Source organism: Geodermatophilus sp. SYSU D00698 (assembly GCF_054050335.1).
Map to the genome: position 1 here is coordinate 245,144 of NZ_JBJGZD010000003.1, position 23,603 is coordinate 268,746.

The window sequence follows — 23,603 nt, forward strand, 5'->3', positions numbered from 1 at the left end:
CAACACGCCGGGCCGGGAACCCGCGCCCGGACCCCCTCACGGGAGTGAGGGGTGGGGCGGGTGGGGCGGACGGGGCGCAGGTCAGTCGACACCGCCGTAGCTGTGCAACCCGGACGACACCATGTTCACGTACAGCAGGTTGAAGACCATGACGCCCAGGCCGACCACGTTGACCCACGCCGCGGGGCGGCCCCGCCAGCCCGCCGTCGTCCGGGCGTGCAGGTAGGCGGCGTAGACCACCCAGGCGATGAAGGCCCACGTCTCCTTGGGGTCCCAGCCCCAGAACCGGCCCCAGGCGCTCTCGGCCCAGATGGCGCCGGCGATGACCGCGAAGGTCCAGATCGGGAAGCCGAAGATCGCCGTGCGGTGCGCGACCCGGTCCAGCGTGGCGGCCGAGGGGATGCGCGCCACCAGCCGCGACGACGACGGGTCGCCGCCGCGGGCCTCGAACCGGCCGCGGACCAGGTACAGCACGCTGGCGATGCCGCTGACGAAGAAGACGCCGAAGCCGAGGATCGCCGTCGTCACGTGCACGGCCAGCCAGCTCGACCGCAGCGCCGCCACGAGCGGGGCGCTCTCGACGTAGAGGAACAGCCCGATCGCGACCAGGCTGACCACGACCGGGGCGAGGACGAACAGGCCCAGGTGCCGCAGGGCCGGTGAGCGGACGGCGAGGACGAGGAAGGCCACGACGGCGACCAGCACGACCGCGACGGCGAACTCGTACATGTTGCCCCAGGGCAGCCGGTCGACGGCCAGGCCGCGGGCGACGAGCACGCCGGCGTGGGTGAGCGCCCCCAGGGCGGTGAGCAGCATCGCCACCAGGCCCCAGCGGCGCACCGCCGGCGGGTCGTCCGTGCCGGCCGGGGCCGCCTCGGGGGCCGCCGGCTCGTCGAGCGGGGCGCCGGCGCCGACCAGCGCGCGGGCGCGGGCGGGCCGGCGGCCGAAGGCCAGCTGCGCGGCGAAGGCGACGACGGCGAGCGAGTACAGGCCGACGCTGACGGAGAACAGGGTGTCCGACAGTCCGGACAGCTGGTCGGCGGTCACGTGGGTGTGCCTCCGGTCTCGGGTGCGCCCCCGGACGGGGCACGGGTCGCGGCGCGGGCGGCGAGGGCCGCCCGCAGGTCGTCGGTCAACGCCGTGAAGCGCGGTGCGCTGTCGCCGCTGCCTCGAGTCAGTCCACCGACCTCGAGCACGGTACCGCCGTCGGCGGAGGACCCGGTGGCGCGGGCGAAGACCCGCTCCCGGCGCAGCAGCAGCATCCCGAGCAGGCCGGCCAGCACCGCGATCGCCGCGGCGAGCACCCACACCTGACCCGGGTCGTGCGAGAACTGCAGGGCGGCGAACTCCTTGTAGCCGGTGAAGGTCACCGTCGTCCCGTCGGGCAGGGTCAGCGACTCCCCGACCGACAGGTTGCCCCGGCCGACCTCGGTGAGCCGCCCGCGCTCGATCTGCGAGGCGTCGAGCGAGTAGACCGACTGCGGCAGGCCGGAGTCCAGGCCGAGGTAGCCCTCGTAGGCCACGACCGCCACCTGCGGCGCCAGCGGGCGCGGGTCGATCGAGGTGAGGACCCCGCCCTGCGTCAGGCCGGTCGGCGCGAAGAAGCCCTCCAGCGCGAACTGGTCCTCGGTGCCCGCGCCGAGGTCGGGCAGCTTGAGCGCGCCCTGGCTGCCCATCATCCGCTGGTCGCTGGGGAGGAACGGCGCCGAGACGTCGTCGATGCTGAACCCGTCGGGCCGGGTCACGGTGAAGGTCGGGCTGAACCCGTGGCCGGTGACGTAGACCCGGTCGCCGTCGACCCGCAGGGGGTCGTTGACGCCGATCGTCGTCGGCCGGCCCTCCTCGCCGGGGGCGCCGTAGGTGATGTCGGCGGTGAACGAGGAGGCGGTGAGGTCCTGCTCGTAGGTGGCGCGGAAGTCGTCGAGCCCGACGCAGATCGGCGTCAGGTCGCTGCCCTCCACCAGGGCGCCGGAGGAGTGGGTGTCGTACTGCTGGAACGAGTTGCAGAACCGCTGGCCCTCGGTGACCAGGATGCTGCCCTCGTAGCCCCACAGCTTGCCGCCGGCCAGCGCCAGCAGCAGGCCGACCAGCGCCAGGTGGAAGACCAGGTTGCCGGTCTCCTTGAGCAGGCCCTTCTCGGCCGACAGCTCGGCCACGCCGTCCCGCTCGCGGCGCACCACGCGGTAGCGGCGGACCCGCAGCTCCTCCTCGACGACGTCGAGGGCGCCGGCGGCCGGCAGCGCGGTGGGCAGCGCGGCGGCGTCGGGGAGCCGGGTCAGCCGCCGGGGCGCGGGCGGCGGCGGGGTGCGCAGCGCGCGGGCGTGCTCGAGCGCGCGCGGCAGCACGCAGCCGATGAGCGAGACGAACAGCAGCAGGTACACCGCGGCGAACCACGGCGAGCCGAACACGTCGAACAGGTAGAGCCGGTCGAGCAGCGGCGCGAGCGTCGGGTGGTCGGCGAAGTACTGCGTGACGTTGCTCTGCGACAGCGACCGCTGCGGCAGCAGCGAGCCGGGGATGGCGGCCAGCGCCAGCAGGAACAGCAGCACGATCGCCGTGCGCATGGCGGTGAGCCGGCGCCACTGGCGCAGCAGGAACCCGCCGGCGCGGCGGAGCCCGGAGGGCGGGGCCGGCGGCGGGGGCGCGGCGGCCGGGCGGGGCGGGGCGGTGGTCGTCACAGTGGCGCGGACTCCCCCAGCCCGGTGACGGCCAGCCAGGACCGCAGCCAGCCCATCATCTCGGTCCACGCGCCGGTGACCAGGAGCAGGCCGACCAGCACCAGCACCGCGCCGCCGAAGCGGGTGACCCCGCGGGCGTGCCGGCGCAGGAACGTCGTCGCCCCGACCGCCCAGCGGGCGCCGAGCGCGACCAGCACGAACGGCACGCCCAGGCCCAGGCAGTAGGCGACCGACAGCAGCGCGCCGCGGCCGGCGGTGGCCTCGGTGTAGGCCAGCGAGTAGACCGCCGACAGCGTCGGGCCCAGGCACGGCGTCCAGCCCAGCCCGAAGACGACGCCGAGCAGCGGGGCGCCGGCCAGCCCGGCCGCCGGGCGCACCGACAGCCGGGCGGTGCGCTGCAGGAACGGCAGCCAGCCGAGGAAGCCCAGGCCGACCACGACGACGACCGCGCCCATCACCCGCGTGATGACGTCGTCGTACTGGACCAGCAGCCGGCCCAGCCCGCCGAACGCCGCGCCGGCGGCGACGAACACGACGGTGAAGCCGAGGACGAACAGCAGCGCGCCGAGCACCATCCGCCCGCGCGGGGTGCGCTCGTCGGCGCGGACGGCGGTGGCGGTGGCGCCCGGGCCGGCGGGGACGGGTGCGGGCGCGGGGCGGGCGCCGGTGCCGACGAGCCCGGTGACGTAGGACAGGTAGCCCGGCACCAGCGGCAGCACGCAGGGCGAGGCGAAGCTGACCAGCCCGGCCAGCGCGGCGACGACGGCGGCCACCAGCAGCGGGCCGTCGGTCACGAGCTCACGCACGCCGTCCACTCAGCTCTCCTCCCCGAGCAGCCGGTCGAGGACGGCGCGCAGGTCCTCCTGCGACACCTCGCCCGTGTACACGGCGGCGACCCGGCCGTCCCGGTCCAGCACGATCGTGGACGGGATCGCGTTCGCCGGGTAGTCCCGGAAGGCCAGCGCGACCTCGCCGGCGGGGTCGTACAGCGAGGGGAACTCGATGCCCTGGCTGTCGACGAACGCCTGCGCGAACTGCTCGTCGGCCTCCTTGACGTTGAGGCCCAGGAAGGCCACGCCCCGGTCGCGGACCTCGGCGTAGACCTCCTGGAACGCCGGCGTCTCCACCCGGCAGGGCGCGCACCAGGAGCCCCAGAAGTTGAGGACGGCGACCTGCCCGGCCAGCTCGTCGGAGGTCCAGTCGCCGCCGCCGACCAGGGTGCCGCCGAACGCGGGCGCGGAGTCCCGCTCCCCCTCGGGGATCACCTCGCCGGCCGGGGTGGCCGCGACGAAGCGGAACTCGCCGCCGTTGCTGACGTCGACGGCGTCGGAGCCCGTGGAGCAGCCGGCCAGCAGGGCGGCCGACGCCAGCAGGGCGGTCAGCGCGCGCCTCCCGGGGACCCCGCGGGAGCGTGGGGCGCCGGCGGAGCGCTGTCGTGGGGTGGTCATGCCCCGGGCACCGCGTCGGGGTCGGTGGCCCCGGCCGGCTCGGCGTAGGTGATGCCGGCGACCCGGTCGGCCTCGTAGGTCACCGACGTGACGCTGGCCAGCCCGCACTGCCGCCGGCGCGGGTCGTGCACGTACCGCTTCCCCTCCAGGTGCAGCCGCAGCGTCCAGATGGGCAGCTGGTGGCTGACGCAGACGGCGGCGGCGCCGCGGGCGGCGTCGCGGGCGGCCTCGACGGCGAGCAGCATCCGCGCGGCGATCTCGACGTAGGGCTCGCCCCACGAGGGCCGCACCGGGTTGCGCAGCTTCCACCAGTCCCGCGGCCGGCGCACCAGCCCCTGGCCGCCGGCCACCGGCATCCCCTCGAAGGCGTTGCCGGCCTCGATGAGCCGCTCGTCGACGGCGACCGGCAGGCCCAGCGTCTCGGCGACCGGCGCGGCGGTCTGCCGCGCCCGCTCCAGCGGGCTGGAGACCAGGTGCGTGACGCCGCGACCGACGAGCCACTCGGCGGCGCGGCGGGCCATCGCCTCGCCGGCCTCCGACAGCCGGTAGCCGGGCAGCCGGCCGTAGAGCACCTTCCCGGGGTTGTGGACCTCCCCGTGCCGGAGCAGGTGGACGACGGTCGTCTCCATCAGGGCTGCAGCTCCTGGGCGTCCTTCGCGTCCTCGTCGGACGGGGCGTCGGCGGGGTCGGCGGCCGCGGCGGCGCGGGCGGCGGCGGGCAGCGCGTCGAGCACCCGCTCCACGGCCTCGTCGTCGAGCGCGGCGCTGACGAACCATGCCTCGAACGCCGACGGCGGCAGGTACACGCCCCGGGCGAGCATCTCGTGGAAGAACGCGCGGTGGGCCGCGGTGTCCTGGGTGCGGGCGTCGTCGTAGTCGCGCACCCGGCGCTCGTCGGGGACGAAGAAGACCGAGAACATCGACCCGGCCTGCTGCACCCGGTGCGGGACACCGGCGGCGAACAGGGCCGCGCTGGCCGCGCCGCGCAGGGTGACCGCGACCCGGTCGCAGCGGGCGTAGACGTCGTCGGTGCAGTGCCGCAGCGTGGTGAGCCCGGCGGCGACGGCGACCGGGTTCCCCGACAGCGTGCCCGCCTGGTACACCGGCCCGGTCGGGGCCAGCTGCTCCATCAGGTCGGCGCGCCCGCCGAAGGCCGCGGCCGGCAGCCCGCCGCCCATGACCTTGCCGAAGGTGAACAGGTCGGCGTCGACGGGGTCGAGGCCGTACCAGCCCGAGCGGGACACCCGGAAGCCGGTCATGACCTCGTCGAGCAGCAGCAGCGCGCCGTGCTCGGCGGTGATCCGGCGCAGCTGCGCGTTGAAGCCGTCCAGCGGCGGGACGACGCCCATGTTGCCCGGCGCCGCCTCGGAGACCACGACGGCGATGTCGGACCCGCGCTCGGCGAAGACGGCCTCGACGGCGGCGACGTCGTTGTAGGGCAGCACGATCGTGTCGGCGGCCGCGCCGGTGGTGACGCCGGGGGTGTCGGGCAGGCCGAGGGTGGCGACGCCGGACCCGGCCGAGGCCAGCAGCGCGTCGACGTGGCCGTGGTAGTTGCCGGCGAACTTGACCACCAGCGGCCGGCCGGTGGCGCCCCGGGCCAGGCGCAGCGCGGACAGCACCGCCTCGGTGCCGGAGTTGACCAGCCGCACCCGCTCGACCGGGCGCACGCGGGCGATGATCTCCTCGGCGAGCTCGAGCTCGCCCTCGGTGGGCGCGCCGAAGGACAGCCCGCGGCGGGCGGCGGCGGTCACCGCCTCGACGACGGCCGGGTGCGCGTGGCCGAGGATCATCGGCCCCCACGACGCGACGAGGTCGACGTAGCGGCGGCCGTCGGCGTCGGTCAGCCAGGGGCCCTGGGCCTGCGCGATGAACCGCGGGGTGCCGCCGACGGCGCGGAAGGCGCGCACCGGCGAGTTCACCCCGCCCGGGGTCACGCGCTGCCCGCGGGCGAACAGGTCGGCGGAGACCGGTGCGCCGTAGTCGTACCGGGTCGTGTCCAGCGAGGTCACGGCCCCAGTGTCCTCCCGCCCCCCGGACGCCCGTCGGGGGTGTCGGGGCCGGCGCCGTGTGACGTCGGGCTCCCCGGCGGGGCGCTGCCCGGGACCGCGGCCAGCAGCGCGCCGGCGAGCGCCGCGGGGTCGCGGGTGGGCACGAGCACGGTCCGCCCGTCGGTCAGCCGCAGCGGCAGCCCGGTGCGCCCGCGCGGCACCGACCACCCGCCGCCCAGGACGGGGGCGCCGGCGTCCACGCCGGCCGTCCCCTCGCGCACGGCGCGCAGGTGGGCGGCGTCGACGTCGGCCAGCGGCACCCGCTCGCGGCCCACCGACAGCGCGCCGTCGGGACCGCCGCCGTCGACCCGCACCGTCCACACCCACCGGGCCGCCGTGCAGCCGAAGGCGACGGTGCCGAGCACCGCGACGACGGCGAGCACCCACAGCAGCGGCGGCACGTCCGGGCCGGGCAGCACCAGGTCCAGGACGGCGAGGAGCCCGAGGACCCCGGCGACCAGCCAGAACGGCCGCCAGGAGCCCCCGGGCTCGACGTAGCCCATCAGCGGAGCAGGCGCGCGGCCTCGACCGCCCAGTAGGTGAGCACCTGGCCGGCGCCGGCCCGCCGGATGGCGGTGATCGTCTCGAGGATCGCCCGCTCGCGGTCGATCCAGCCGTTGGCCGCGGCCGCCTCGACCATCGCGTACTCGCCGGACACCTGGTAGGCGCTGACCGGGACGTCGACGGCGTCGGCGACCCGGGCCACGACGTCCAGGTAGGGCAGCGCCGGCTTGACCATGACGGCGTCGGCGCCCTCGGCGAGGTCCTGCGCCACCTCGCGCAGCGCCTCGTCGGCGTTGGGCGGGTCCATCTGGTAGGTCGAGCGGTCGCCGAACTGCGGCGCGCCCTCGGCCGCCTCGCGGAACGGCCCGTAGAAGCCCGAGGCGTACTTGGCGGCGTAGGCGAGGATCGGCGTCTCGGTGAACGCGGCGCCGTCCAGGGCCCGGCGGATCGCCGCGACCTGCCCGTCCATCATCCCGCTGGGGGCGATGACGTGGGCGCCGGCCTGCGCCTGCGCGATCGCCACGGCGGCGTACCGGTCCAGCGTCGGGTCGTTGTCCACGACGCCGGCCGGGGTGACCAGGCCGCAGTGCCCGTGCGAGGTGTACTCGCACAGGCACAGGTCGGCCACGAGCACCAGCTCGTCGCCGAGGTCGGCGCGCAGCTGGCGCAGCGCCACGTTGACGATCCCGTCGGCGGCGTCGGCCTGCGAGCCGGCCTCGTCCTTCTCGGCGGGGATGCCGAAGAGGATCAGCCCGCCGATGCCGGCGTCGGCCGCCTCGTGCGCGGCCTTCCGCAGCGAGTCCAGCGTGTGCTGCACGACGCCGGGCATCGCGCCGATCGGCTGCGGCCGGTCGATGCCCTCCTTGACGAACACCGGCAGCACCAGGTCGGCCGGGGCCACCCGGGTCTGCGCGGTGAGCCGCCGCAGCGCGGGCGTCGACCGCAGCCGGCGCCCGCGCGCGAAGCCCGGGTTCGACCCGCCCTGCGGGGAGGTCACTCGCCCTCACCCTCCCGCCGCGCCTCGGCGTACTCGGCCAGCGCGTCGACCAGCGGGAGCACCGCGGCGGTCTCGGGCTGGACGTCGACCCGCAGGCCGAACTCCTGCGCGGTGGCCGCGGTGGCGGGGCCGATGACGGCGACGACGGTCTTCGCGTGCGGCTTGCCGGCGATGCCGACCAGGTTGCGCACGGTGCTCGAGGAGGTGAAGCACACCGCGTCGAAGCCGCCGCCCTTGATCGCCTCGCGGACCGCGGCGGCCGGCGGGGCGGCGCGCACGGTGCGGTAGGCGGTCACGTCGTCGATCTCCCAGCCGCGCTCCTGCAGGCCCGCGGCGAGGGTCTCGGTGGCGATGTCGGCGCGGGGCAGCAGCACCCGGTTGATCGGGTCCAGCACGTCGTCGTACTCGGGGAAGTCGGCCAGCAGGCCCTCGCTGGACTGCTGCCCGCTGGGCACCAGCTCCGGCACGATGCCGAACGCGCGGACCGCCTCGGCGGTCTGCTCGCCGACGCAGGCGACCTTCACGCCGGCGAAGGCGCGGGCGTCGAGGCCCAGCTCGGCGAACTTCTCCCGGACCGCGCGCACCGCGTTGGCCGAGGTGAACACGATCCAGCCGTAGCGGCCGGTGACCAGGCCCTTGATGGCGCGGTCCATCTGCGCGGGGCTGCGCGGCGGCTCGACGGCGATGGTCGGCACCTCGACCGGCACCGCGCCGTAGGCCCGCAGCCGGTCGCTCATCTCGCCGGCCTGGTCCTTGGTGCGCGGCACCAGCACCCGCCAGCCGAACAGCGGGCGGCTCTCCCACCAGGAGAGCTTGCCGCGCTTGTCGACGGCGGCGCCGACGGTGGCCACGACCGGCCCGCTGACGCCGCCGAGGTCGGCGGTCTTCTCGGCGACGGCCGACAGCTTCGCGGTCACGCTCCTCTGGCCGGTGCCCGAGCCGCCGGTGGTGACGACGACCGGCGTGCTGCCGGACAGGCCGCCCTCGACCAGCCGCGCGGCGGCGTCGGGCAGCTGCTCGGCGCCGCCCTGCAGCACCACCGGGGCGCCGAGGGCGTGCGCGGCGCCGGCCAGCGCGGGCAGGTCGACGTCGCTGTGGCGCAGGTCGGCGGACAGCGAGGTGCCGCCGAGCGCGACGCCGGCGAAGGCCGGGACCGCGGTGGCGGGGGCGACGCCGGGGACGACGTCGAAGGGCACGGAGGTGCGGCCGACGGCGAGCACCTCCTTGACCACGGCGTCGGAGGTGAACGGGTCGCCGGCGACCACCCGGACGACGACGTCGCCCGTCTTCGCGGCCGCGACGGCGGCCTTGGCGACGTCGGCCGGCTCGCCGCTCACGACGGTCGGCTCGACGCCGGGGCGGCCGGCGCGCACGGCGTCGAGGAGGGCGGCGGGCACGTCGGGGTCGACGTGCAGCACCGCGGCCTCGGCGATCGCGGCCGTGGCCCGGGCGGTGAGCATGCCGGGGTCACCGGGGCCGGCGCCGACGAAGACGACGCGGCCGGGGGTCTTGCGGAAGCGCGTCATCACGAGCTCCTGGTCCTTGTTGGTGTCGAGGCCCTGGGGAGGGCGTGGGTGGGGGTCTGGGGTGCCGGAGCGGTCTGCCCGGCGGGGGGACGGCGCCCGGGGCTCACCGGGCGGCCGCCACGAGCTCCGCGGCGCCGCGGTCGAGCAGGTCGGCGGCGAGGTCGCGGCCCAGCCGCCCGGCCTCGCCGACCGGCCCGGTGACCGAGCCGCGGACGCCGTCGCTGCCGTCGATCGCGGTGACCGAGGCACGCAGGTACAGCTCGGCGCCGTCCTCGCCCTCGGCCAGCTCCGCGTAGGCGGCCACCGGGGCGCTGCAGCCGGCCTCGAGCGCGGCCAGCGTGGTGCGCTCGGCGAGCACGCAGGCACGGGTGCCGGCGTCGTCGAGGGGAGCGAGCAGCTGCAGCGTCCGCTCGTCGTCCGCCCGGCACTCGACGGCCAGGGCGCCCTGCGCCGGGGCGGGCAGCACCTGCAGCGGGTCGAGGGTCTCGGTGACCGCGGCCAGCCGGCCCAGGCGGGCGAGCCCGGCGCGGGCGAGCACGACGGCGTCGAGGTCGCCCGGGACGACGCGGGCCATCCGGGTGTCGACGTTGCCGCGGATCGGCACGACCTCCAGGCCCAGGCCGAGCGCGCGCAGCTGGGCGACCCGCCGCGGGGCGCCGGTGCCGACGCGGGCGCCGGCCGGCAGCTCGCCGAGGGTCAGGCGGTCGCGGGCGACCAGCGCGTCGCGGGGGTCCTCCCGCGGCGGGACGGCGGCCAGCACCAGCCCGGGCTCGGGCGCGGTGGGCAGGTCCTTGTAGCTGTGCACCGCGACGTCGACGGTGCCCTCGAGCAGCGCCCTGCGGATCGCGGTGACGAAGACGCCGGTGCCGCCGAGCTGGGCGATGGCCGCGGCCGACCGGTCGCCCTCGGTGCTGATGTGCACCAGCTCCACCGGCACGCCGCTGGCCGCAGTGATCGCGTCGGCGACGGTCTGCGACTGGGTGCGGGCGAGCTGGCTGGCGCGGGTGCCCAGGCGCAGCGTGCGGGTGGCGGTGCCGGTCGACGGCGCGGTCACGCCACACCGCCGGGGCGCAGGTCGTCGGGGTCGACGGTGACCGCCTCGGCCAGCCGGGTGCCGTCCTCGGGCACCTCCGTGTCGATGCCGAGGCCGAACAGCGCCCGCAGCGCGTCGGCGTAGTCGACGCCGCCCGGGGTGGCGGCCAGCTCCTTGACCCGCACGGTCGGCTCGTGCAGCAGCTTGTCGACCACCCGCCGCACGGTGCGGGCGATCTCGCCGCGGGCGCGGGCGTCGAGGTCGGGCAGCCGGGTGGACAGCCGCAGCAGCTCGGCGTCGACGACCTCGGCGGCCTGGCTGCGCAGCGCGGACACGGTCGGGGCGACGGCGGCGGCCTGCCGCTCGGCGCGCAGCAGCGCGGTCTCGGCCTCGATGAGCGCGTGCGCGGCGGAGACGTCGTCGGCGGCGACCGGGCCGGTGCCCCCGGCGGCCGAGCGCTCGCCCTGCAGCAGCGCCAGGTCGACCAGGTGCACGCCGGGCAGCGCGGCCACGCCCGGGTCGACGTCGCGGGGCAGGGCCAGGTCGACGACGGCCAGCGGGCGGCCGTCCCGGTCGGCCAGGGCGCCGGCGACGACGTCGGTGCCCACCACCAGGCCGGTGGCACCGGTGCAGGTGACCACGACGTCGGCGTCGGCGATCGCCGCGCGCAGGTCGGCGAGCTCGGCGGTGCCGCCGTCGACCGCGGCGGCCAGGCGCGCGGCCGACTCCGGCGAGCGGCTGGCGACGGTGACCAGCGCGCCGCGGCGGGACAGCGTGGTGGCGGCCAGCGCGCCCATCGACCCGGCGCCGACGACCAGCGTCGGGCGGCCGGCCAGCGGGCCGACCCGCTGCTCGGCGTGGTCGAGGGAGACGGTGACCAGGTTGGCGCCGGCTCGGTCGATGCCGGTCTCGGAGTGCACCCGCTTGCCCACCCGCAGCGCGTGCTGGGCGACCGGGTGCAGCGAGCGGCCGACCGTGCCCTCGTCCTGGGCGAGGGCGTAGGCGGCGCGCAGCTGGCCGAGGACCTGGGTCTCGCCGACCACCATGGAGTCCAGACCCGCGGCCACGGTGAACAGGTGCGCGACGGCCTGGTCCTCGTAGTGGACGGTGACGTAGGGCGAGAGCTCCTCGACGGAGGCGCCCGCCTGGCGGGCCAGCACCCGGCTGACCTCGGCGACACCGCCGTGGAAGCGGTCGACCTCGGCGAAGACCTCGACCCGGTTGCAGGTGGCCAGCACCAGCGCCTCGCTGACGTGGTCGCTCTCGACCAGCTCGTGCAGCGCCTTGACCCTGTCGTCCGCGCTCATCGCGACCTGCTCGAGCAGCGCGACCGGCGCGGTCCGGTGGCTGATGCCGACGGCGAGCAGGCTCATGCCATCCCCCCGGCGGGGGCGAGCCCGGTGCCGAGCGCCGTTCCCGGGAGGGCGCCCCGCTGCTTGTCGAGGAACGCGAGGACCTGCAGCTCGACGGAGAGGTCGACCTGGCGGACGCCGACCCCGGCGGGTGCGGTGAGCGCCACCGGCGCGAAGTTCAAGATGCTCCTCACCCCGGCCCTGGTCAGCCGGTCGCAGACCCGCTGCGCCACCTCGGCCGGTGTCGCGATGACCCCGATCGTCGCCCGCGTGGCGGCGACGACCTCGTCGAGCTCCTCCATCGGCCGGACCGGCAGGTCGCCGATCCGCTGCCCCACCCGGGCCGGCGAGGCGTCGAACAGGCCGACGAACTCGAAGCCGCGGTTGCCGAAGCCCCCGTAGCCGGCCAGCGCCGACCCCAGGTTCCCGATCCCGACGAGGACGCACGCGTGCGCGGTCTCCATCCCGAGCACGGCCGCGATGCGGTCGCGCAGGGTGGCCACGTCGTAACCGACCCCGCGCACGCCGCAGGGGCCGAGGTGGGAGAGGTCCTTGCGCAGCCCGGCGGGGTTGACGCCGGCCGCCGAGGCCAGCTCGCCGGAGGAGACGGTGCCGCGGCCGCTGTCGGCGAGTCCGGTGAGCACCCGCAGGTACACGGCCAGCCGGGCGACGGTGGCCTCCGGGATCCGGGGCCGCGACTGCATCACGGGCCTACTCCACAGCGGTCGCGCCCGGGCGCCGGCGGGAGCCTGCGTGGGCGGACGACATCGGGGATCCGGGCGGTACGCCCACCCGGCGACAGCCACGGTAACCGCTTGTGAACGCAGGAACAAAGTCCCGGGGACGCCCTCGGGCCCCGGGCCAGCGCGGATGCCCGCGGCTGTGTCCGAGACCATACCCGCCCGGGGGTCCTCCGACTCTCGTGACGGCCCCGCCCCGAGCCTGCGAGGGGTGGGGAGGACGGGGTGCTTACGCGATGCCGAGGTCGCGGCGCAGCCGGGGGACGTCGACGGTGAAGTAGGAGTGCTCCCGGCCGTCGAGCAGCACCACCGGCACCCGGTCGCCGTACTCGGCCTGCAGCTCCGGGTCGGCGTCGACGTCGACCTCGCGGGTGGCGACGCCGGCCTCCCCGGCGATCCGCGCGAGCGTCTCGGCCGCGGTCACGCACAGGTGGCAGCCGGCCCGGGTCAGCAGCTCCAGCCGCACGGGGGTCTCGGTCACAGGACACCTCCTGCGGGGCGGCGGCGGTCCCCCCGGCGGGGTACCGGGACGTACCGCACGGCCGGCCGACGTGGACGGTTCGCAGTGATGTTGTCACCATGTGAGAGGACCCGCAGGACAGCGGGACACCGCCGAGCCGGGAGGACCCCCGTCGGGCGAGCCGTCACGGCTCGGCGGGCCGACGAGGAGGTCGACGTCCCGCATGCCGCAGTCGCGCCCGGTGGACGAGCGGTCGTCCGCCGTCCCGGCGGGGCGACGGCCCGGTCCCCGCCCCCGCCCGACGCCGTACCCGCGCGCCAGCGTGGAGGCCGCACCGGCGGAGCCGGACGCCGTCGTCGACCCCGAGGCCGTCGCTCCGGAGGCCGTCGCTCCGGATGCCGTCGCTCCGGAGGCCGTCGCTCCCGACGGGGCCGCCCCCGGGACCGTGGTGGAGCCGCCCGAGGAGGACGAGGGGGCGCTCGCCGAGGAGCTGGCGGCGCTCGAGGAGGACCTGCCCGACGACCGGGTCGACGTCTGGGACCTCGTCCGGCAGGCGCAGGCCGGCGACGCCGAGGCGTTCGGCCGGCTCTACGACCACTACGTGACACTGGTCCACCGGTACGTGCTGCACCGCGTGGGCGACCGCGCCCAGGCCGAGGACTTCACCAGCGAGACCTTCGTCCGCGCCCTGCGGCGCATCGACTCGCTGTCCTTCCAGGGCCGCGACGTCGGCGCGTGGCTCGTGACGATCGCCCGCAACATCATCCGCGACCACGTGAAGAGCAGCCGGTTCCGGCTGGAGGTCACCACCGCGGACATGCGCGACGCCGACCAGGCCACCGACGGTCCCGAGGACGCCGTCGTCTCGCGGCTGACCAACGAGCAGCTGCTGGCGTGCATCCGCCAGCTGGGCAGCGAGCAGCAGGAGTGCATCTCGCTGCGGTTCCTCCAGGGGCTGTCGGTGTCGGAGACCGCGGCGGTCATGGGCAAGAAGGACGGCGCGGTCAAGGCGCTGCAGCACCGGGCGGTGCGGCGGCTGGCCGGCCTGCTGCCGGAGGGGCTCCGGTGACCCGCGGGACCCCGGGCGGGGGACGCGGCGTTGTTACCCGCGGGTACGCCGTAACGGCCCCTGACCTGCGTCGTTGCTCCCGTCGACCGAGCCCTGACCGACAGACCGGAGGACCCAGGTGAGCGCCGAGCACGACGCCGCGGGAGCATCCCGCCGTGCGTCCGCGCGGCAGCGGGAGGCGGCCCTCGAGGACCGGCTCCGCGCGCTCGCCGTGGACCTCGACGACGAGCCCGCGCCCGACTTCCGCGCGGCCACCCGCGCCCGGCTGGTGGCGATGGCCGCCGTCCGCTCGCCGGCGCCGGAGCCGCGTCGGGGTCTGTCCCGGCTGTGGGCCGCCCGGCCGGCGCCCGGCCGCCCGGCGTGGCGGTCCCGGCTGACCGCCGGGGTCGCCGGCGCGGCGCTGGCGGTCACCGCGCTCGGGTCCCTGGTCGCGCTGTCCACCGACGCCGAGCCCGGCGACGCGCTCTACGCCCTGAAGCGGGGCACCGAGCAGACCCAGCTCGCGCTGGCCGGCGACGAGCGCGGCCTGACGCTGCTGGAGTTCGCCACCACCCGGCTGCAGGAGCTCGGCGACCTGGTCGAGGACGGCGCGGCCACGCCGCCGGCCGGCCTGGTCGTCGACACCCTCGCCACCATGGACGCCCAGACCACCGAGGGCGCCGCCCTGGTGCTCACCCAGGCCGTCGCCGGCCGCGATGCCGCTCCCCTGGCGGTGCTCGCCGGCTGGGCCGAGGACCAGGGCTCCGGCCTCGCCGGCCTGCAGGACGCGCTGCCCGCGGACGCCGGCACCGCCGCCACCCGCTCGCTCGAGGTGGTCTCGGAGGTCGGCACCCGCGCCGCGGAGCTGCGCACCGCACTCGACTGCCCCGCCGGCCCCGCCGTCTCCGGCGCCGACCGGTTCGGCCCGCTGCCCGTCGCCTGCGGGGCCACCCCTCCCCCGCCGACGGCCGGCTCGGGGACCACGGCGCCCGCACCGGCCGGCCCCGGCGCCCCGACCCCCGACCAGCCGGCCGCGCCGTCGACGCAGCCGGCCCCGCCGACGGCCGGCTCGGGGACCACGGCGCCCTCGAGCGCGCCGCCCGCGCCGTCGACCGGCAGCGGCCCGGCGGCGCCGACCGGCTCCGGGGGCGGGAGCGTCCCGACCGGCGGCACCGCGCCGACGACGGCCCCGCCCGTGCCCGGCGGGGGCCTGCCCCTGCCGCCGCTCCCGCTGCCCGGGGGCGGCGGTCAGCCGTCCGTGCCGTCGACCACCACGCCGCCCCCGGTCCTGGACACCCCGCTGCCGATCTGCCTCTGGCCGATCATCTGCTGAGGCCCCGGTCCGGGTCGGGGGCCCCGGCGGGCGGCCGATAGGGTCGGTCGGGTACCGCCCCAGGGCGGAGGGACCACCCCAGGGGAGGGAGCCCGTGCCGGGTCTGCCGTTCCGCGGCCGCCGCAGGCAGGACGGCGGGGCGCCGTCCGAGGAGGAGATCCGCGCGCACGTCGCCGGCGCGGCGTCCGCGGCCGCCGCGGAGGTCGAGCCCGTCCCGGCCGTGGTGGCCGACCGCACCGCCGCCGCGTTCTTCGACGTCGACAACACGATGATGATGGGCGCCTCGCTGTTCTGGTTCGCCCGCGGCCTGGCCTCGCGGAAGTACCTGACCTCCCGCGACATCGCCCGCTTCGCGTGGCAGCAGGCCAAGTTCCGCGTCGCGGGCAACGAGAGCGCCGGCGACATGCACACCATCCGCGAGACCGCGCTGGCCTTCGTCGCCGGCCGCGAGGTCGCCGAGATCGTCGACGCCGGCGAGGAGATCTACGACGAGCTCATGGCCGACCGGATCTGGTCGGGCACCCGCAACCTCGCCCAGCAGCACCTCGACGCCGGCCAGCGGGTGTGGCTGGTCACCGCGACACCGGTGGAGCTGGCCCGGATCATCGCCCACCGGCTGGGGCTCACCGGCGCGCTGGGCACGGTCGCCGAGGTGGTCGACGGCCGCTACACCGGCCGGCTGGTCGGCGAGCTCATGCACGGCGAGGCCAAGGCGGAGGCGGTGCGGGCGCTGGCCGAGCGGGAGGGCCTGGACCTCGCCCGCTGCACCGCCTACAGCGACTCGGCCAACGACCTGCCGATGCTCACCCTGACCGGGACGGCGGTGGCGGTGAACCCCGACACCGAGCTGCGCGCGGTCGCCCGCTCCCGCGACTGGACCGTCCGCGACTTCCGCACCGGCCGGAAGGCCGCCCGCATCGGCGTCCCCACGGTCGCGGCCGCGGCGGTCACCGGCGGCGTCGTCGGCGGCGCGGTCGCCCTCCGCCGCCGCAACGCCTGGCCGTTCTGAGGAGCGGGGGCCCGGAGGGTCCCCCGACGAGGAACACGCGGCCGCGGCCGCTGGGCCGGGGACGCACGCGCTCGCGGATGCCGACGTGACGCGCCCCGCGAGGTGCCGCAGGCTCCCGCGACCGAGCGGCAGGGAGGGCTCCCCGCGGCAGGGGGACGGCACGTGGCCGCGGTGTCGGCCGGAGGCCGACGACGTCAGCTGAAGACGGACCTGCGCTGCAGGAGCAGCTGGTAGATCGAGTGCTGGACGGTCTCCCGGACCTGGTCGGTCAGGTTGAACACCAGCATCGGGTCCTCGGCGGCGGCCGGGCCGTAGTGCGCCGTCTCGATCGGCTCGCCGAAGGCGATCAGCCACTTCGACGGCAGCGGCACCAGCCCGAGCGGGCCGAGCGCGGGGAAGGTCGGCGTCACCGGGAAGTACGGCAGCCCGAGCAGCCGCGCGAGGGTCTTCGCGTTGCCGACCATCGGGTAGATCTCCTCGGCGCCCACGATGGCGCAGGGGACGATCGGCTTGCCGGTGCGCAGAGCCGCCGTGACGAAACCGCCCCGGCCGAACCGCTGCAGCGTGTACCGGTCGCGGAACGGCTTGCCGATGCCCTTGAACCCCTCGGGGAAGACGCCCACCAGCTCGTCGGCGCACAGCAGCCGCTCGGCGTCCTCGCTGCAGGCCAGCGTGGCGCCGAACTTGCGGGCCAGCGACCCGACGAAGGGCAGGTCGAAGACCAGGTCGGCGCCGAGCAGCCGGAACCGCCGCTGCGCCGGGTGGTCGTCGTGCAGCGCCACGGTGGCCATGAGCGCGTCGACGGGCAGCGTGCCGGAGTGGTTGGCGACCACCAGCGCCCCGCCGTCGGTGGGCACGTTCTCGATGCCGTGGGTCTCGACGCGGAACCACCGGTTGAACAGCGGCCGCAGCACCGGCAGCAGCACGTGGTCGGTGAGGTCGGTGTCGAAGCCGAACTCGTCCGTCTCGTACTCGCCGGTCAGGCGGCGGCGGAGGAACTCCAGGCCGCCGGCGACCTGCTCGTCCCAGCTCGGGTCCGACGGCGGCGGGACGTGCGGCCGGCCGTCGTCGTCGGGGCGCAGCCGGATGACGCGGGCCTCAGGCATCGCGCACCGCCCGCAGTCCCGGCGGGGCCGGCGTCGGCCGCAACCGGCCCTGCACCGTCGTCCCCACGGAGGAGGCGACCGACCCGGCCCGCGCGACCAGCCCGCGGGCCCGGTCGGTCGCCTCGCCGACGAGGGCCGGCGGGACCACCGGCGGGACGGTGCGCGCGTAGTCGGCCAGCGCCTCGGCGGTGGTGTAGCGGGGGGTGTAGCCGAACTCGGTGCGCAGCACGGTCGTGTCCACGACGCGGCCGAAGTTGAGGAAGCGCATCTGCTCCGGGGAGTAGTCGACGTAGCCGAAGCGGCGGGTGAGCCGGCCGAGGGAGCCCAGCGCCGGCGAGGGCACCGGCAGCTGCAGCCGGCCCAGCCGGCGGATGACCTGGGACAGCAGCAACGTGCCCCCTCCCCCGACGTTCACCGTCCCCGCGAAGTCCCCGGTCGTGGCGCGGGTGAGCACGCCGAGGGCGTCGTCCTCGTGCAGCAGCTGCACGCGCGCGTCGTAGCCGAGGGCGGTGGGGACGACGGGCATGCGCAGGAACCCGGTGAGCACCGAGTCGATGCGCGGGCCGATGAAGTTGGTGAACCGCAGGACGGCGACCCCGACGTCGGGACGGCGGCGCGCGAAGGACCGCACGTAGCCCTCGATGTCGAGGCTGTCCTTGGCGAACCCGCCCGAGGGCACCCGGCGCGCCTGCATCGCCTCGGTGAAGACGGCGGGGTCGCGCGGGGAGGCGCCGTAGACGGCGCTGGTCGACTTGAGCACCAGCCGGCGCACCGAGGGCGCGCGCTGGCAGGCGGCGAGGAGCTGCATCGTCCCGATGACGTTGAGCTCCTTCATCGGCCCCCGCCCGCCGGACCCGGCGGGCGTGGAGCTGATGTTCATGTGCACGACGGTGTCGACCGCCGCGGTGCTGATGACCTTGCCGATCAGCGGGTTGCGGATGTCGGCACGCACGAACTCGGTGCGGCCGAGGCGGCGGAGCAGCTCCGCCGACGGGGGGACGGTGTCGACCCCGATGACCCGGTCGATGGACGGGTCGCGAGCGAGCTCGGCCGCCAGCGCACCCCCGAGCCACCGGCTGACACCGGTGACGAGGACGACGGCAGGCGGCACGAGCGTCAGCTCACTTCTTGTTGCGACGCTGCACGCGGGTCTTCTTCAGAAGCTTGCGGTGCTTCTTCTTCGCCATCCGCTTGCGGCGCTTCTTGATGACCGAACCCATGTCCTGCTCCCGACGTCGTTGCCGCGTGTCGCGCCGGGGACCGCTGGTTCGGAACCGGACGCCACGCGAGTGTGGATCAGCTCGTGTGCGACGGCTCCGGCCGGGGCCGGGGTGTCGCTCGGCGCCCGAGCCTACCCGGCGCCCCCGCGGCGACGCTGCCGCGGGAACCGGGCCGGGTGGATCTCCCCCTGGCGAGGGGGTGGAACGGCCCCCTCTGCGGGGGCCTGGCGAGGTGCTGGAACGCCCTTCCTGCCGGGGCCCGCGCCGAACGGAGCGAGGCGTGGGGCAGGGAGGTCCTCCGTCAGGCGATGTCGGTGTAGGCGTCGCGCAGGTAGTCCTGGACGGCGCGCTCGGGGACGCGGAAGGAGCGGCCGACGCGGACGGCGGACAGCTCGCCGGCGTGCACGAGGCGGTACACGGTCATCTTGGAGACGCGCATCATGCTGGCGACCTCGGCGACGGTCAGGAAGGTGACCGCGGCGCGCGGCTGCGGGACGGCCGGGCGGCCGACGGGCATCGCGGCGGGGTGGGCCGGGCCGACGGGGCGCGCGACGGCGGCGGCCGGCATCGGGCGGGCCATGGGCCGCGGGCCGGGGACGGCCGGGCGGACGTAGGCGGCGTTGGTGCGCTGGGGCATGGTCATGATCAGCTCTCCGGACCTAGCACGCGTCGGGCGTCGGCTTCCCCACCGACTACGGGACACGCACGTGCTGACACAGAGAGTAGGGGGACCCGCGTGACGGAAGCGATGGAAGAAACGGACACGGGGAACGGTCCGTCCCTGGCAGAACTACACCTATGCAACTCGCTTCACAGCCGTATCGGCGCGTCTCCACGTCGCCGTGTCGACACCGTGACGCAGCGTCCCCCCACTCCGGTCACGGGCGGGTTACCGTCACCGGCTCCCGTCGGTCCGGCCGAGCTCCACCGAGCGCCGGGCGGCCGCCTCGATGGCCGCGATGAGCGCCGAGCGCACCGAGTGCCGCTCGAGCTCCCGGATGCCGGCGATGGTGGTGCCGCCGGGGCTGCTCACCGCGTCCCGCAGCTGGGCCGGGTGTTCCCCCGACTCGCGCAGCATCACCGCTGACCCCAGCGCCGTCTGCACCACCAGCTCGGTGGTGAGCGCCCGCGGCAGGCCGAGCAGCACGCCGGCGTCGACCATCGCCTCGACGAGGTAGAAGAAGTAGGCGGGCCCGCTGCCGGACAGCGCCGTCACCGCGTCCTGCTGGTACTCGGGCACCCGCGCCACCCGGCCGACGGTGGACAGCAGCGCCTCGGCCTCGTCCAGCTCCGCCTCGCCCGCCGACGCCCCGGCCGACAGCACGCTCATCCCCTCGTCGACCAGCGCCGGGGTGTTGGGCATGACCCGCACCACCGGCACGCCGGCCGGCAGCGCCGCCTCGATGGTGGCGGTGGCGATGCCGGCGGCGATGCTCACCACCAGGTGCCCGGGGTCCACCGACGGCGCCAGCCGCTCCAGCAGCGCCGGCAGGTCCTGCGGCTTGACCGCCAGGAGCAGCACCCGCGCGCGGGCGGCCGCCTCCTCGATCCCGACGACGTCGATCCCGTAGCGGGTGGCGAGCTCGCGGCCACGCTCCGGGTGCCGCTCGCAGACGACCACACCGTCCGGGCCCTGCCTCTTCACCAGCCCGGCCAGCAGCGCCTCGCCCATCTTGCCGCCGCCGTAGACCGCCAGGCCCTGCCGCTGTGCCATCCCGTTCTCCCAGCTCTCGGTGTGCGCCGGACGCCGCATCGACCCCGCGTCGGACGGTAGTGCGCGCGGGTGTGCCGCCTCCCGGTGCCGGGTAGCCGCGCCCGCATGGCAGGAGAACTGGACGGGATGAAAGTGGCCGTGCTCGCGACCGACGGCGTCGAGCAGGTCGAGCTGGAACGGCCGTGGCAGGCGCTGGAGGACGCCGGGGCCGAGCCGGAGCTGGTGTCACTGGAGAGCGGCAGCATCACGATGTACCAGCACATCGACAAGGGCGACACGAGGAAGGTGGACACGACCGTCGCCTCGGCCGACCCCGAGGACTACGCGGCGCTGGTCCTGCCCGGCGGCGTCATCAACGGCGACTTCGTCCGGGCCGACGCCGACGCCGTCGCCTTCGTGAAGGCGTTCTTCGACGCGGACAAGCCGGTCGCGGCGATCTGCCACGCGCCGTGGGTGCTGGCGGAGGCCGACGTCGTCCGGGGCCGGCGGATGACGTCGTGGCCGTCGCTGCAGACCGACCTGCGCAACGCGGGCGCGAAGTGGGTCGACGAGGAGGTCGTCGTCGACGGCAACCTGGTCACCAGCCGCGAGCCCGACGACCTCGACGCGTTCACCGCGGCGATCGTCGAGCAGTTCGGCCAGGCCGGCGCCGACGGGGACGACGAGGACGAGTGACGCGCCGCCGGGCTGCCCGGCGGCCCCTCAGGTGCCGGCGAGCAGCCCGGCGGCCGGGGCGATGGTGAGCAGCGTCCCGGCGAACACGAGGACGGCGACCAGCCGCAGCCCGGTGGGCTCGCGGCCGGTGCGCTGCCGCCAGGCGCCCACGCCGGCGACCAGGCCGGTCACCGCGAGCGGGGCGAGGACCACCGCGACCTGCGGCACCTGCTCCCAGACGACGGTGGCCAGGAAGTAGATGCCGACGCCGGCGGCCAGCGCCAGGACCAGCTCACCGGCGAAGCGCAGCCAGGCCAGTGCGCCCTCCTTGGCGCCGAGCGGCTCGTCGAGGACCTCGGTCTCCCCGCCGCGGGCGACCGGGATCGGGCCGGTGGCGGGCGCGCGCTCCGCCGGGGCGCCGGGGACGCCGGGCTTGCGGGAGGGCCGGATGCCCGGGATGGCCGCGGTCGACGGCTCGGCGGGTCCGCGCCCGTCCCCGGCCGGCGCCCCCGCGACGCGGCCGGTGTCCCGGGTCCTGCCGGCCCTCTCGGCGGCCTTCTCGGCCCTGCCCGCCCTCTCGGCCCGGGCGGCCGCCTTCTCCGCCGCCCGGTCCCGCGCGGGGCGGCCGGTGTCGGCGACCGGCCCCGTGTCGGGGGACGGCCGGCCGGCCCCGGGGACCCGGCCGGTGTCGCCCGCGCGGCGGCCGGGGTTGGGGCCGTCCTCGGCGTCGGGGTCCCGGCGGCGCTGCTTGATCGGGATGTCACCGGTGTCGCCGCGGCGCCGGCGCACGCTGCGCGGTGCCTCGATGCCGGCCTCGCGCAGGATGTCGGCCAGCGGCCGGCCGCCGGTCTCCGGGCCGCGCCCGGGATCGGGGTCCCTGCGGGGCTGTGCCATCACGCGCCTCCCAAGGAGTCCAGTCGCCGCAGGATGACGCCCTCGCGCAGCGCCCACGGACAGATCTTGACGGAGGGTAGTTCCAGCGCCTGCATGGCCGCCTGCGCCACCACGGCACCGGCCGGCACCTGGTGGGCGCGGTCGGGCGACACGCCGCGCAGCTCGGCGAGGCTGCGCGCCTCGATGCGGGACACGAAGCCGATCAGCTGGCCGAGGCCGTCGAGGGTGAGCTCGCGGGGCACCCGCAGGCCGGCCGAGTAGGGCGCCGCGCCGGTCAGCCGGGCCAGCGTGCGGAAGGTCTTGCTCGTCGCCGCCACGAGGTCCGGCGCGCCGGCGCCGCGCAGCTTCCTCGCCGCCGGCTTGAGCACGTCGGCCGCGTGCTCGCGCAGCGCGCCGAGGGCGGCCAGGTCGGGCCGGCCGCCCTCGGCGGCGTCCTGCAGGAAGCGGCGGGTCATCCGCCCGGCGCCCAGCGGCACCGACAGCGCGACGTCCGGGTCCTCGTCGACGCCGCTGGCCAGCTCCAGCGAGCCGCCGCCGATGTCGAGGACCAGCAGCCGGCCCGCGCTCCACCCGTACCAGCGGCGGACGGCGAGGAAGGTCAGCCGCGCCTCCTCCTCGCCGCTGGTCACCTGCAGCTCGACGCCGGTCTCCGCGCGGACGCGGTCGAGCACCTCCATGCCGTTGACCGCCTCGCGGATGGCCGAGGTGACCAGCGCGAGGACCTCGTCGCAGCCCTGCTCCTCGGCCCGCCGGCAGGCCTTGCGCACGGCGGCGACCAGCGCCTTCTCCCCGGTCCTGGAGAGGACGTCGTCCTTGCCGACGTGCTCGGCCAGGCGCAGGACCGCGCGGTCGTCGTACGTCGGGGTGGGGTGGCCGCCGCGGTGGGCGTCCACCACGAGCAGGTGGACGGTGTTCGAGCCGACGTCCAGCACCCCGAGCCGCATGCGGTCAGTCTGCCGGGCGGGCCGTCCCTAGGCTGGACCGGTGCAGGACGTACCGCCGGAGGTCGACCCGGACTTCGCCCGCGAGTGGATCGAGTTCCCGGACCCGGCCGACCCGCGGCACGTCGTCCGCGCCGACCTGACCTGGCTGTCCTCGGCCTGGACCTGCGTGTTCGGCCGCGGCTGCGCCGGTGTCGTCGAGGGCCGGGCCGACGACGGCTGCTGCAGCCACGGCGCGTTCTTCAGCGACGAGGACGACCTCGCCCGGGTGACCGCCGCCGTCGCCGACCTCGCCGACGAGGACTGGCAGCTCGCGCCGCTCGGCCGCGGCGCCTGGACCGAGGAGGACTCCGCCGACGACGCGGCCCCCGAGGAGGGCGGCGTCCGCTCCCTGCGCACCCGCCTGGTCGACGGCGCCTGCGTCTTCCTCAACCGCCCCGGCTTCCCGGGCGGCACCGGCTGCGCGCTGCACCGGATGGCGCTGCGGGAGGGGCTGCACCCGCTGCTCACCAAGCCCGACGTCTGCTGGCAGCTGCCGGTGCGCCGCGAGCAGGAGGAGGTCGAGCGGCCCGACGGGACGACGGTCCTGGTCAGCACGATCGGCGAGTTCGACCGACGCGGCTGGGGCCCGGGCGGCGCCGACCTGCACTGGTGGTGCACCGGCTCGCCGGCCGCGCACGTCTCCCCCGAGCCGCTGGTGGTCACCTACGCCGCCGAGCTCACCAGCCTGCTCGGCCCGGCCGCCTACGCCGAGCTGCGCCGGCTCACCGAGGCCCGGCTGGACCTCGGCCTGGTCGCCCCGCACCCGGCCAGCCCGGCGCCTGTGCCCCTCCCGCTGCCCCGGCTGCGGCCCGGCGCCTGAGGGCACTCCCCCGCCCGGGTGCGGCGGGGGCCGG

25 protein-coding genes are annotated in these 23,603 nt (G+C 76.6%); 5 read left to right on the forward strand and 20 right to left on the reverse strand.

Going from position 1 to position 23,603, the window contains the following annotated elements; genetic code table 11:
* Positions 1–81: 81 nt before the first annotated feature.
* The 13 genes from ccsB to ACI8AB_RS04580 form a co-directional block, all read right to left on the reverse strand.
* Positions 82–1,047, reverse strand: a complete 966-nt coding sequence (ccsB, locus tag ACI8AB_RS04520; RefSeq protein ID WP_456949103.1) for a c-type cytochrome biogenesis protein CcsB — start codon at positions 1,045–1,047, stop codon at positions 82–84.
* A complete protein-coding gene (resB, locus tag ACI8AB_RS04525; protein ID WP_456949104.1) occupies positions 1,044–2,678 on the reverse strand; it encodes a cytochrome c biogenesis protein ResB in 1,635 nt (544 codons plus the stop codon). Before resB ends, ccsB begins: the two co-directional genes overlap by 4 nt.
* Positions 2,675–3,493: a cytochrome c biogenesis CcdA family protein gene (locus ACI8AB_RS04530; RefSeq protein WP_387988400.1), complete on the reverse strand. Its 819-nt coding sequence runs from the start codon at positions 3,491–3,493 to the stop codon at positions 2,675–2,677. Before ACI8AB_RS04530 ends, resB begins: the two co-directional genes overlap by 4 nt.
* Positions 3,494–4,126, reverse strand: a complete 633-nt coding sequence (locus ACI8AB_RS04535; RefSeq protein WP_456949105.1) for a TlpA family protein disulfide reductase — start codon at positions 4,124–4,126, stop codon at positions 3,494–3,496.
* Positions 4,123–4,755: a histidine phosphatase family protein gene (locus tag ACI8AB_RS04540; RefSeq protein ID WP_456949106.1), complete on the reverse strand. Its 633-nt coding sequence runs from the start codon at positions 4,753–4,755 to the stop codon at positions 4,123–4,125. The genes ACI8AB_RS04535 and ACI8AB_RS04540 overlap by 4 nt, the downstream gene beginning before the upstream one ends.
* A complete protein-coding gene (gene hemL / locus ACI8AB_RS04545) occupies positions 4,755–6,137 on the reverse strand; it encodes a glutamate-1-semialdehyde 2,1-aminomutase (protein ID WP_456949107.1) in 1,383 nt (460 codons plus the stop codon). The genes ACI8AB_RS04540 and hemL overlap by 1 nt, the downstream gene beginning before the upstream one ends.
* Positions 6,134–6,679 carry a hypothetical protein gene (locus tag ACI8AB_RS04550; protein ID WP_456949108.1) on the reverse strand — a complete coding sequence of 182 codons (546 nt, stop codon included), beginning with the start codon at positions 6,677–6,679 and terminating at the stop codon, positions 6,134–6,136. Before ACI8AB_RS04550 ends, hemL begins: the two co-directional genes overlap by 4 nt.
* Positions 6,679–7,677 carry a porphobilinogen synthase gene (hemB, locus tag ACI8AB_RS04555; RefSeq protein WP_387988395.1) on the reverse strand — a complete coding sequence of 333 codons (999 nt, stop codon included), beginning with the start codon at positions 7,675–7,677 and terminating at the stop codon, positions 6,679–6,681. The genes ACI8AB_RS04550 and hemB overlap by 1 nt, the downstream gene beginning before the upstream one ends.
* Positions 7,674–9,203 carry a uroporphyrinogen-III synthase gene (locus tag ACI8AB_RS04560; RefSeq protein WP_456949109.1) on the reverse strand — a complete coding sequence of 510 codons (1,530 nt, stop codon included), beginning with the start codon at positions 9,201–9,203 and terminating at the stop codon, positions 7,674–7,676. Before ACI8AB_RS04560 ends, hemB begins: the two co-directional genes overlap by 4 nt.
* Positions 9,204–9,306: 103 nt before the next feature.
* Positions 9,307–10,257: a hydroxymethylbilane synthase gene (gene hemC, locus ACI8AB_RS04565; protein WP_456949110.1), complete on the reverse strand. Its 951-nt coding sequence runs from the start codon at positions 10,255–10,257 to the stop codon at positions 9,307–9,309.
* Positions 10,254–11,609: a glutamyl-tRNA reductase gene (locus ACI8AB_RS04570; RefSeq protein WP_456949111.1), complete on the reverse strand. Its 1,356-nt coding sequence runs from the start codon at positions 11,607–11,609 to the stop codon at positions 10,254–10,256. The genes hemC and ACI8AB_RS04570 overlap by 4 nt, the downstream gene beginning before the upstream one ends.
* A complete protein-coding gene (locus ACI8AB_RS04575) occupies positions 11,606–12,292 on the reverse strand; it encodes a redox-sensing transcriptional repressor Rex (RefSeq protein ID WP_387988391.1) in 687 nt (228 codons plus the stop codon). The genes ACI8AB_RS04570 and ACI8AB_RS04575 overlap by 4 nt, the downstream gene beginning before the upstream one ends.
* 265 nt (positions 12,293–12,557) lie before the next feature.
* Positions 12,558–12,809, reverse strand: coding sequence for a glutaredoxin family protein (locus ACI8AB_RS04580; RefSeq protein WP_456949112.1), 252 nt, complete (start codon positions 12,807–12,809; stop codon positions 12,558–12,560).
* A 301-nt stretch (positions 12,810–13,110) separates the two neighbouring features.
* Here ACI8AB_RS04580 and ACI8AB_RS04585 point away from each other — a divergent pair, with 301 nt between their 5' ends.
* The 3 genes from ACI8AB_RS04585 (at position 13,111) to ACI8AB_RS04595 (ending at position 16,178) form a co-directional block, all read left to right on the forward strand.
* Positions 13,111–13,857 carry a sigma-70 family RNA polymerase sigma factor gene (locus tag ACI8AB_RS04585; RefSeq protein ID WP_456949113.1) on the forward strand — a complete coding sequence of 249 codons (747 nt, stop codon included), beginning with the start codon at positions 13,111–13,113 and terminating at the stop codon, positions 13,855–13,857.
* Between the two features lie 118 nt (positions 13,858–13,975).
* A complete protein-coding gene (locus tag ACI8AB_RS04590; protein WP_456949114.1) occupies positions 13,976–15,169 on the forward strand; it encodes a DUF5667 domain-containing protein in 1,194 nt (397 codons plus the stop codon).
* A 94-nt stretch (positions 15,170–15,263) separates the two neighbouring features.
* The gene (locus tag ACI8AB_RS04595) at positions 15,264–16,178 is read left to right on the forward strand and encodes an HAD family hydrolase (protein ID WP_456949115.1); all 915 of its coding nucleotides are present in this window, start codon (positions 15,264–15,266) and stop codon (positions 16,176–16,178) included.
* A 194-nt stretch (positions 16,179–16,372) separates the two neighbouring features.
* Here the strand turns inward: ACI8AB_RS04595 and ACI8AB_RS04600 are convergent, their stop codons facing one another.
* The 5 genes from ACI8AB_RS04600 to proC all read right to left on the reverse strand — a co-directional run bounded on the left by ACI8AB_RS04600 (position 16,373) and on the right by proC (position 20,218).
* Positions 16,373–17,284 carry a lysophospholipid acyltransferase family protein gene (locus tag ACI8AB_RS04600; protein ID WP_456949116.1) on the reverse strand — a complete coding sequence of 304 codons (912 nt, stop codon included), beginning with the start codon at positions 17,282–17,284 and terminating at the stop codon, positions 16,373–16,375.
* Positions 17,277–18,395 (reverse strand): NAD-dependent epimerase/dehydratase family protein, encoded by a 1,119-nt coding sequence (locus ACI8AB_RS04605; RefSeq protein ID WP_387988385.1) that lies wholly within the window; start codon positions 18,393–18,395, stop codon positions 17,277–17,279. The genes ACI8AB_RS04600 and ACI8AB_RS04605 overlap by 8 nt, the downstream gene beginning before the upstream one ends.
* A 10-nt stretch (positions 18,396–18,405) precedes the next feature.
* The gene (locus tag ACI8AB_RS04610) at positions 18,406–18,504 is read right to left on the reverse strand and encodes a 30S ribosomal protein bS22 (protein ID WP_012854759.1); all 99 of its coding nucleotides are present in this window, start codon (positions 18,502–18,504) and stop codon (positions 18,406–18,408) included.
* A gap of 301 nt (positions 18,505–18,805) precedes the next feature.
* Positions 18,806–19,147, reverse strand: a complete 342-nt coding sequence (locus ACI8AB_RS04615; protein ID WP_456901439.1) for a helix-turn-helix domain-containing protein — start codon at positions 19,145–19,147, stop codon at positions 18,806–18,808.
* A 252-nt stretch (positions 19,148–19,399) separates the two neighbouring features.
* On the reverse strand, positions 19,400–20,218 hold the full coding sequence (proC, locus tag ACI8AB_RS04620) for a pyrroline-5-carboxylate reductase (protein WP_387988384.1): 819 nt from the start codon (positions 20,216–20,218) through the stop codon (positions 19,400–19,402).
* Between the two features lie 105 nt (positions 20,219–20,323).
* On the opposite strand from proC, the gene ACI8AB_RS04625 reads away from it, so the two are divergent.
* Positions 20,324–20,893 carry a type 1 glutamine amidotransferase domain-containing protein gene (locus ACI8AB_RS04625; protein WP_456901440.1) on the forward strand — a complete coding sequence of 190 codons (570 nt, stop codon included), beginning with the start codon at positions 20,324–20,326 and terminating at the stop codon, positions 20,891–20,893.
* Positions 20,894–20,920: 27 nt separating this feature from the next.
* Here the strand turns inward: ACI8AB_RS04625 and ACI8AB_RS04630 are convergent, their stop codons facing one another.
* Together ACI8AB_RS04630 and ACI8AB_RS04635 are read right to left on the reverse strand one after the other, a co-directional pair.
* Entirely contained in the window at positions 20,921–21,766 is an 846-nt protein-coding gene (locus tag ACI8AB_RS04630) for a hypothetical protein (RefSeq protein WP_456949117.1), read from the reverse strand.
* Positions 21,766–22,710 carry a Ppx/GppA phosphatase family protein gene (locus ACI8AB_RS04635; protein ID WP_456949118.1) on the reverse strand — a complete coding sequence of 315 codons (945 nt, stop codon included), beginning with the start codon at positions 22,708–22,710 and terminating at the stop codon, positions 21,766–21,768. The genes ACI8AB_RS04630 and ACI8AB_RS04635 overlap by 1 nt, the downstream gene beginning before the upstream one ends.
* A 40-nt stretch (positions 22,711–22,750) precedes the next feature.
* On the opposite strand from ACI8AB_RS04635, the gene ACI8AB_RS04640 reads away from it, so the two are divergent.
* Positions 22,751–23,569: a hypothetical protein gene (locus ACI8AB_RS04640; protein WP_456949119.1), complete on the forward strand. Its 819-nt coding sequence runs from the start codon at positions 22,751–22,753 to the stop codon at positions 23,567–23,569.
* The last annotated feature ends 34 nt before the right edge of the window (positions 23,570–23,603 follow it).